Genomic DNA, 7,803 nt, shown 5'->3' on the forward strand with positions numbered 1-7,803 from the left:
TCCTTAAGCGGGAATCCAGAAGCAGTTGATTCAAAAAAAATACTGGATTCCCGATAAAAAACTTCGGGAATGACAACTCATAGATAACATATTTTTATTAAACTGTTTTAATCTCTTCTCTTTGAGTCCAAGGAGCGAACTTTAAAAGGAGAAGCATGCCGGGTATCGCGATCAGTGTACAGGCGATAAAAAACAACTCCCAGCCCATATACTTGGCAAGATAACCGGTTGGCGCTGAGGCTATAACCCTTGGCACGCCCATAAGGCTGCTCAATAACGCATATTGCGTGGCAGTAAATTTTTTATTAGTTATGCTCCCCATAAACGCGACATAAGCAGCGGTTCCCATTCCGCCGCTCAGATTTTCAAAGACTATGACTCCGGCAAGGGCGGGAAGGCTGTGTCCGATCTGTGAGAGGATAGCAAACCCGGCAGTGGATATCGCCTGAAGAAAACCGAATATCCAGAGAGAACGGTTTATTCCAAGGCGCAGCATCATTATCCCGCCTATGAGACTGCCGATTATCGTTGCCCAAAAACCAAAGAGTTTAACGATAGTGCCGATCTCGGTCTTTGTAAATCCGATATCTAAATAAAAAGGAGTTGTCATCGCGCTTGCCATCGTATCCCCGAGTTTATAAAAAAGAATGAATGCCAGTATCCATAAAGCGCCTTCTCTGGAGAAATATTCAATGAGCGGGTTCAGCACCGCATCACGCATGTTCTTTGGAGCACCCATCGGATTAGGAGGTTCAGGCGTGATAAGTGTTGTAATGACACCCGGAAGCATGCAAGCCGCCATGATAAAATATACCCATGAAAATGATATATGGTCTGCCATAATAAGCCCGCCGCCAGAGGCAAGGAGCATACCGACACGATAGCCGTTCACATAAAGTGAAGAGCCTAATCCAAGTTCTTCGTCCGCCATATCCTCTCTGCGGTAAGCATCCACGACTATGTCCTGTGAAGCGCTGAAGAATGTGACGATAAAAGCGGCAAATGCGACAAGCCATGGATTGTTCGCAGGATTTGTAAACCCGAGACCGGCGATAGAAAAGATCAATGCTATCTGGGCTATGAGCAGCCATCCCCTTCTGCGTCCCAGAAAAGGAAGCGTGAAACGGTCAAGGAAAGGCGCCCATATAAATTTAAGGGTGTATGGAATGCCAACCAGCGACATTATGCCGATCACGGTCAGATCCACTCCGGCTTCCTTCATCCATGCCTGCAAAACAGTCATGGTTAGAAGCAGAGGCAGCCCGCAGGCAAAACCCATTATCAATGAAACGAGCATGCGGCGGCTTGCAATGACTTGAAATATCTGAAGCCTCGTTTTCATCCTATCGGCCTCAGCACTATAATTCCAGCTTTATTGGAAACATACGATTTGAAATCTTCATCAACCACTTTTCTCTTTATGGAAGAGGCATGTCTCAGGATAATATCTTTCCCTGCCTTTATGAGTATCCCGACATGGGAAACATCCAGCCCCGAGGCGTTTGAATAAATACCGACGTAATCACCGGTCTTTAATTTATCAATGATCACATCGTCTATGTTCCCGGAAGGAATGTATGATATGTCTCTCCATACCGGATCAATACCTTTAATGAAAATAGTGCCGTCATCTCTTTTATTCAGGTGTTTGATACTTCTCTCTACGGTTCTGCCTCCTATCTCTTTTGTGATATCTCTGACAAACTGACTGTTATTTTCCGTCCAGTCGGTAAAGAAATGATTCCTGCTCTTGAGATCAACCTGCCCTTCCCTATATCTCACTCTCTTGAGATTTTCGATGAACTCACTGAATGACTTTGATATTCTCATCGCCTCTATATAATCAATGAACGTAAAACAGTCAACACCGTCAAGGTTAACCACTAATTCTTCCGGTAACTCATGGCAGCCTGTAAGAGTTGACGCGGAATAAGAAGAATCAATAAATCTGCCGGAGAGATAATCAATACGGCTTCCTGCTTCTTTGATCTTTGATGAGCCGCAGATCAGGTCATTCAGTTCACTCTCAGACCATCGGCCTAAATTAAAAGATTTTTTCATAATAATTCCCTGAAAATTTTACAATAACCAGTCAATTATACATCAAAAAGGGACAGCAGCCCGCAAATTATTGCGCATAAAAAAAGCCCCTTGCGTCTGCAAGGGGCTTTCAAGAGTTGAGAAGATTATATTACTTTGATATCGAGGCATTCTCAAGAATGACTTTATAAGCATACCCTCCGCCAAAGTCCTTGTCTTTAGCTAAAGACCCTGTGGCTGTGATCGTTTCACCATCCAAAGGAATAGAATCAGTCGTCAGCACAAGATCATGTGTCCCTGCAGCTGCATCTCCGGTACCATCCTGAATATGCACCCAGTTCTTTCCCATGATGCTTGGGGAAACTTTAACTACAACACCTTTTACCTTGACAGACTTGTTGTTAAGGTCAACACTCTTACTATAGAGATCAGCAATTGTATACGAATTAGCGCCGGCAGCCTTTTCAACCTTGACCTTCTGCTTTTCGGTAACGACAGCGCCCTTGCTCATAAATGGAGCGGCATTAGGGTCACCAGCCTGGCCGACAATTCCAGGAGAAAAGATCACACTCTCAAATGTGCGGTTAAGGGTTTTGCTGGTGAAGTTGCGCATCTCATCGCCTGAATAAAAAGACATCTCTTCGCCCTTCTTAATATCAGCCTCAGTTATAGCTACCCATATCTCTTTGCCATCCTTTGCCAGCTTCACATATGTATAACCGCCGCTGTTCATTGTCTCAACAACCTTTCCAGATATTACAGGCCTGGTATCAGTGGTGATAGGGCCTGCCTGAGGTGTCGGGTGCTGAGTGGCCTGCTCCTGCTGTGAAGTCTCAGCAGGCTTCTTTTTACTGTTGCACGCTGTGTTGACTGCCGCTATTGAAATAACAAGCAGGAATAAAGTAAATAATTTTAAAGATCTTTTCATCTCGGTCTCCTTATTGTTTATGATTTAATGTTAGGGAATTAATTTCCATGTAACTTATAATAACATACTCATTTTATATGAAACAATGAAGCCTTCGAATAAAGAGTTATAACCTCTTGAAATCATTTGAATTCAACCATAAAATCATTAAAGGCTTTTTTCAGCGCCTCAAAATCTTTTGACAGAGCCTCCAGCTTACTCTCAAGGGCTGCTATGCGCTCATCTTCCTCCATAACCAGGGCCGCGGCCGGTTCCATAGGCATTTTATTACCGGCATCTTCCTGCTCAATAATTCCTGAAAAAAGATGCATATATCTCTGCTCTTTTCTGCCAAACTGTCTCTGAAGTTTGGTCACAACCGGTTCATCGCGCTCCATCAGGCCGGTTAATACTTCTTCAACCTCTTCTAACCCTCTGAAACTGGACATCCGTCCGGCACGGCTGCGCAACTCCCCCGGGGTCTGCCCGCCGCGAAGCATGAGTTCACAGAGGATCGCAACCTCCCTCTCATTAAATTTGAATCTCTCCGTAAATAAATGCTGATACTTGGGAACCCTGCTGTCAGCTTTATATATCTTCTCAACAAGCCCTTTCTCCTGAAGCCTCTCGATCCCTCTCACAACTGTCTTCTCATCAAAGGCAGCAACAGGATTCCGGTTGGACTTCTGACTGCATGCGGCGGTCAACGAATTAAGTGTCAAAGGATAGTAGTCGGGGGTGGTTATCTTCTTCTCTATCAGAGAAGCCAGTATCCGCACTTCTAAATTATCAAGTTTTATATCCATAACAGTTTTATTATAACTGAATATCAAGTGAAAATAATAATTAAAACCAAATCAGCCGCAGCCCTTTTTAAATCGCTGATTTTATGATAATATTTAGAAAATTCAGTTCGTATAGACTATGAATTCAGATAAAAATGACAGCCCGGAAGAATTAAATGCAAAGACCTTTGTGGGCATTGACGGCCGCAGGCAGCCGGACAGGCGGACCTTAAATGACAGGAGAAGGCCATGGGTAAAGGGCCATTGGAAAGGGCCTGAAAGAAGGTTCCATCAGAGAAGAAGGACGAAATATCTCAATGCAGATGACAATATAGATGAGAGGAACTATGACAGAAGAAGGGAGCAGAGAAAAAAAAAAAAAAAAAGAGATAATGATATGGCTGAGTCCGAAAGAAGGAAAGATGAGAGAAGAAAGGCTGAAGAAAAACCTCTAAACAATGAATTGGCATGATCTTGAATTACGAGTTAATTTATGGATAAAGACGAACTCGGCTGGCTTGCCGGAAGGCAATGTCCATTAGCAAACAAGCGTGTCGTTGAGAGAAGAACGCGCAGGGATAGAAGAAGCGTCTTTAAGAACCATAATTATACCGGTCGTCAAAGAAGGCATATGAAAAGAAGAACAGTCATAAACAGACGGCATGTATACTACACAGACAAAGACGGCAATACCCTGTATTGATCACCGGCAATGGAAGAGGAAATAATAGCAGAGCCTGAAAATAAACCTGACAAGAGCGAATCCCGCAAATTTGGCAGACGAACCTGGAGAGACAGACGAAGGGTCTGGAAAAATAAAGGCTATAAAGGCCCTGAGCGCAGGAAGTGCAAGAGAAGATGTGCATTTGACCGAAGAGGTGTTCCAATCCCTGATGACTTAGGCAAAAACATTCCTTAGAACAAGTATAACGTCCCCTTATGTATAACAAATATTTCGGATTTGAAGAACAGCCATTTTCTATCGCGCCTGACCCGCGCTACCTTTATATGAGCGGGCAGCACCGTGAGGCCCTCGCGCACCTGGTTTACGGGTTTAACAGTGACGGAGGTTTTGTCCTGCTTACAGGAGAGGTCGGCACGGGCAAGACAACGGTCTGCCGCTGCCTGCTTGAGCAGGTCCCTGACAACTCATCCATAGCTCTTGTCATCAACCCGAAACTGACTGTCAACGAATTGCTGGCAACGATATGTGATGAATTCGGAATTAAATACCCTTCAGGCAATACAAGTTTAAAAGTCTTTATTGACCTTATTAATGCATACCTGTTTGAAGCCCATGCAAAAAACAAAAAGGTCGTTCTTATCATTGACGAGGCCCAGAATCTGAGCGCTGAGGTGCTGGAGCAGTTGAGGCTGCTGACAAATCTCGAGACAAACAAGAGAAAACTGCTTCAGATAATCCTTCTTGGACAGCCCGAACTTCGCGACAAGCTCGGACAGCCTGAACTGCGGCAGCTTTCGCAAAGGATAATCGCCAGATACCACCTCGGCCCTCTTTCAAAAAAAGACCTGAGCGCATATATTACTCACCGCATCTCCGTCGCCGGACTGGAAGAGGAGCTTTTCCCTTCTTCAACAATTGACAGGCTGTACATCCTGAGCAGAGGTATCCCCCGCATTATTAATCTGTTGTGCGACAGGGCCCTATTAGGAACATTCACTCTGGGGAAACATAAGGTGAGCAGCAGGATACTTAACATAGCTGCCAAAGAAGTGCTGGAGACGCCGAAGTTCAAACATGGAATATCTCCGGTAGTGCTTGTCGCAGCCTTGACACTTACAGCATTCAGCCTTGTCTCCGCATCAGCATATTTTTACTATATGACTGCCAAAGGATCACCTGCCGTATCAGTAATATCTGATACAAAAGCCGCTGAAAAGATTATTGTGAATGTGCCTGAGAAGTTGAAATGGCCAAGCACCATCCCGATAAAACAAAGTAGAGAGACAGCTTACAGGTCATTATTCAGTGTATGGGGAATTACATACAGCAATGATAACAGCGCCCCACCCTGCCGGCAGGCGCAATCACAGGGCCTCAGATGCCTTAAGGGACTGGGTAATATAGAGAGCCTTCGTGCCTTGAACCTGCCTGTGATACTGACTCTTTTTAATGAGGCAGGCGAAGAATATTACGCAGCCCTCACATCACTCACAGAAGATACCGGTTTATTGAATGTTGGAGGCCGCAGCATTGAAACAGATGTAAAGGATATTGAATCACAGTGGCTTGGAGACTATATGCTGCTATGGAGAGCCCCGCCTGAATATAGAGATGATATAAAGCCGGGGGACAGGGGCGTTCAGGTAAAATGGCTTGATGCTCATCTGGCTTTGATCAATAACAGAAAGCCGGTTCAGGGAGATGTTATCACTTATGACAATGCCCTTGTCAACGAGTTGAAAAAGTTTCAGCTTGCTGAAGGGCTGGTGCCTGACGGGATAGCCGGAACTCAGACGATCTTGCACATTATCACTGCTACCGCTGAAGGCATCCCGGCACTTACAGGAGGCATTAAGCAAAAATAATGTCATTCATTCTTGACGGATTAAAAAAGCTCGAAGAGAATCGTAACAGGGATGCGGTACCTAACCTTCTTACTGTTCATACTCCGGAATTCCAAATAACAAAAAAACGCCCTGCCTGGCCATATTATATTCTTGCAGTCCTCCTGCTTAACGCCCTACTGATATCGATATGGCTCGGGATATGGACACCTCAAAAACAGGCCCAGGTTAAAGAAGCTGAGATCAAAAAAGAAGAGTCGGCCGTAAACCTGAAGCAGCCTGTTCCTGAAGGCACTGCTGTGAATACAGCATATACACAAAAACAGGATGCTATAAAAAAAGAAAATATCATAGTCAATAAAGACAGAAAACAAATTGATATCGAAAAGGCATCGTCTGTGTCCCCTTCTTTATCAGAGGAGAAAGACAGAACTGAGAGCAATTCCCGGCCTGAACCTTCTGATAAGGTGGTTGAGTTCAGCGAACTGCCCCTGAATATAAGGCAGAGCCTCCCGGATATTTCTATCTCAGCCCATATATATTCAAATAACCCGCCATCAAGGCTGGTGAACATTAACGGCAGTATTATTCATGAAGGCGATAATATCACTCCTGAGCTTGGGGTAGATGAAATCACCATGAATGGTGTAATATTGAAATATCGAGGATATCGCTTCAGCATGCGGGGGCTTTAGAATTCATGAAAGAACGAAGAAAGAGCAAAAGAATAACTGACGGATTTGAAGGTGAACTCCTGTGCTGCGACAGCAGCTACCCCGGGATGATCCTTAACCTTTCAGAACACGGTCTTCACTTTGTAACCGCTACGGTCAAACACGTCAAGGACTTTACCAAAGAGACCATTGTGGAGATATTCCTCAGGATGCCTTCATCAAAGCCCATCAACCTGGTCTGCAGGGTAATATGGTTCAGCGATAAGGCAACTAATCATGGAGAAACATTCACACTTGGACTGGAACTGATCAACCCGCCTCAGCAATACACAGAGTTTGCAGTATCGCTAAAATAGACTATCTGCCTTGCAGCAAATTCATGCTACTTTTTAGCCGGTCCTCTTTTTATCTTATGGCATTTAAGGCATTCGAATTTGGGAGGGTGTTTTTCAGAAACCATTGTCCGGCCTTCGGGCATATGGCAACCTTTACATAACTCAACATCTGTGACCGCAATATGATTCTCATCAGGAGGCATCTGATGAGCCCTGTCGCCTGATATGGCATAAAAGAAGCCAAACACAGCAAGCATTCCGAGCACAAATAAAATATTTTTCTGAGCCTTTGTCATGTTCTGATTTTAACATAAACTGAAATAATACCGCAGTATTGTTGCGGATCTTGTTTCTGCTTTTCCCCATAACAGGATTTCAGTTGTTAACATGGCATGTCCCGCCAAAATGATAATGTCCTAATTCACCAAAATAGAAATGTCCTAAATTGGAAATGCTAAACTGCCTCTTTTTGATAAGGAGGCAAGGTGGCACGAAAGGACATTATCATTTTGAGTCAGAAAGAGTTAAAGCGG

At 44.3% G+C, this 7,803-nt stretch carries 11 protein-coding genes; 6 read left to right on the forward strand and 5 right to left on the reverse strand.

Annotation, left to right across the window (positions count from 1 at the left end; translation table 11 throughout):
- Positions 1–97: 97 nt before the first annotated feature.
- The 4 genes from HY807_08915 to HY807_08930 form a co-directional block, all read right to left on the reverse strand.
- Positions 98–1,342 (reverse strand): AmpG family muropeptide MFS transporter, encoded by a 1,245-nt coding sequence (locus HY807_08915; protein MBI4826521.1) that lies wholly within the window; start codon positions 1,340–1,342, stop codon positions 98–100.
- Positions 1,339–2,061 carry a DUF1460 domain-containing protein gene (locus tag HY807_08920; protein ID MBI4826522.1) on the reverse strand — a complete coding sequence of 241 codons (723 nt, stop codon included), beginning with the start codon at positions 2,059–2,061 and terminating at the stop codon, positions 1,339–1,341. Before HY807_08920 ends, HY807_08915 begins: the two co-directional genes overlap by 4 nt.
- A 130-nt stretch (positions 2,062–2,191) precedes the next feature.
- The gene (locus HY807_08925) at positions 2,192–2,968 is read right to left on the reverse strand and encodes an SH3-like domain-containing protein (GenBank protein MBI4826523.1); all 777 of its coding nucleotides are present in this window, start codon (positions 2,966–2,968) and stop codon (positions 2,192–2,194) included.
- Positions 2,969–3,090: 122 nt separating this feature from the next.
- On the reverse strand, positions 3,091–3,753 hold the full coding sequence (locus HY807_08930) for a YceH family protein (GenBank protein MBI4826524.1): 663 nt from the start codon (positions 3,751–3,753) through the stop codon (positions 3,091–3,093).
- Between the two features lie 118 nt (positions 3,754–3,871).
- Here HY807_08930 and HY807_08935 point away from each other — a divergent pair, with 118 nt between their 5' ends.
- From HY807_08935 to HY807_08960, 6 genes are read left to right on the forward strand one after another with little or no spacing between them, the layout of a single operon-like run.
- A complete protein-coding gene (locus HY807_08935; GenBank protein ID MBI4826525.1) occupies positions 3,872–4,204 on the forward strand; it encodes a hypothetical protein in 333 nt (110 codons plus the stop codon).
- A 21-nt stretch (positions 4,205–4,225) separates the two neighbouring features.
- Complete coding sequence (locus HY807_08940; protein ID MBI4826526.1) at positions 4,226–4,435, forward strand: hypothetical protein; 210 nt, start codon at positions 4,226–4,228, stop codon at positions 4,433–4,435.
- Between the two features lie 9 nt (positions 4,436–4,444).
- On the forward strand, positions 4,445–4,651 hold the full coding sequence (locus tag HY807_08945) for a hypothetical protein (protein ID MBI4826527.1): 207 nt from the start codon (positions 4,445–4,447) through the stop codon (positions 4,649–4,651).
- A 20-nt stretch (positions 4,652–4,671) separates the two neighbouring features.
- A complete protein-coding gene (locus HY807_08950) occupies positions 4,672–6,282 on the forward strand; it encodes an AAA family ATPase (GenBank protein ID MBI4826528.1) in 1,611 nt (536 codons plus the stop codon).
- Entirely contained in the window at positions 6,282–6,956 is a 675-nt protein-coding gene (locus tag HY807_08955; protein MBI4826529.1) for a general secretion pathway protein GspB, read from the forward strand. The genes HY807_08950 and HY807_08955 overlap by 1 nt, the downstream gene beginning before the upstream one ends.
- Positions 6,957–6,961: 5 nt before the next feature.
- Complete coding sequence (locus HY807_08960; GenBank protein MBI4826530.1) at positions 6,962–7,291, forward strand: PilZ domain-containing protein; 330 nt, start codon at positions 6,962–6,964, stop codon at positions 7,289–7,291.
- Positions 7,292–7,317: 26 nt separating this feature from the next.
- Here the strand turns inward: HY807_08960 and HY807_08965 are convergent, their stop codons facing one another.
- Positions 7,318–7,566 carry a hypothetical protein gene (locus tag HY807_08965; protein ID MBI4826531.1) on the reverse strand — a complete coding sequence of 83 codons (249 nt, stop codon included), beginning with the start codon at positions 7,564–7,566 and terminating at the stop codon, positions 7,318–7,320.
- Between the last annotated feature and the right edge of the window lie 237 nt (positions 7,567–7,803).

The sequence above is a fragment of the Nitrospirota bacterium genome (assembly GCA_016207885.1).
Classification (GTDB): domain Bacteria; phylum Nitrospirota; class Thermodesulfovibrionia; order UBA6902; family UBA6902; genus JACQZG01.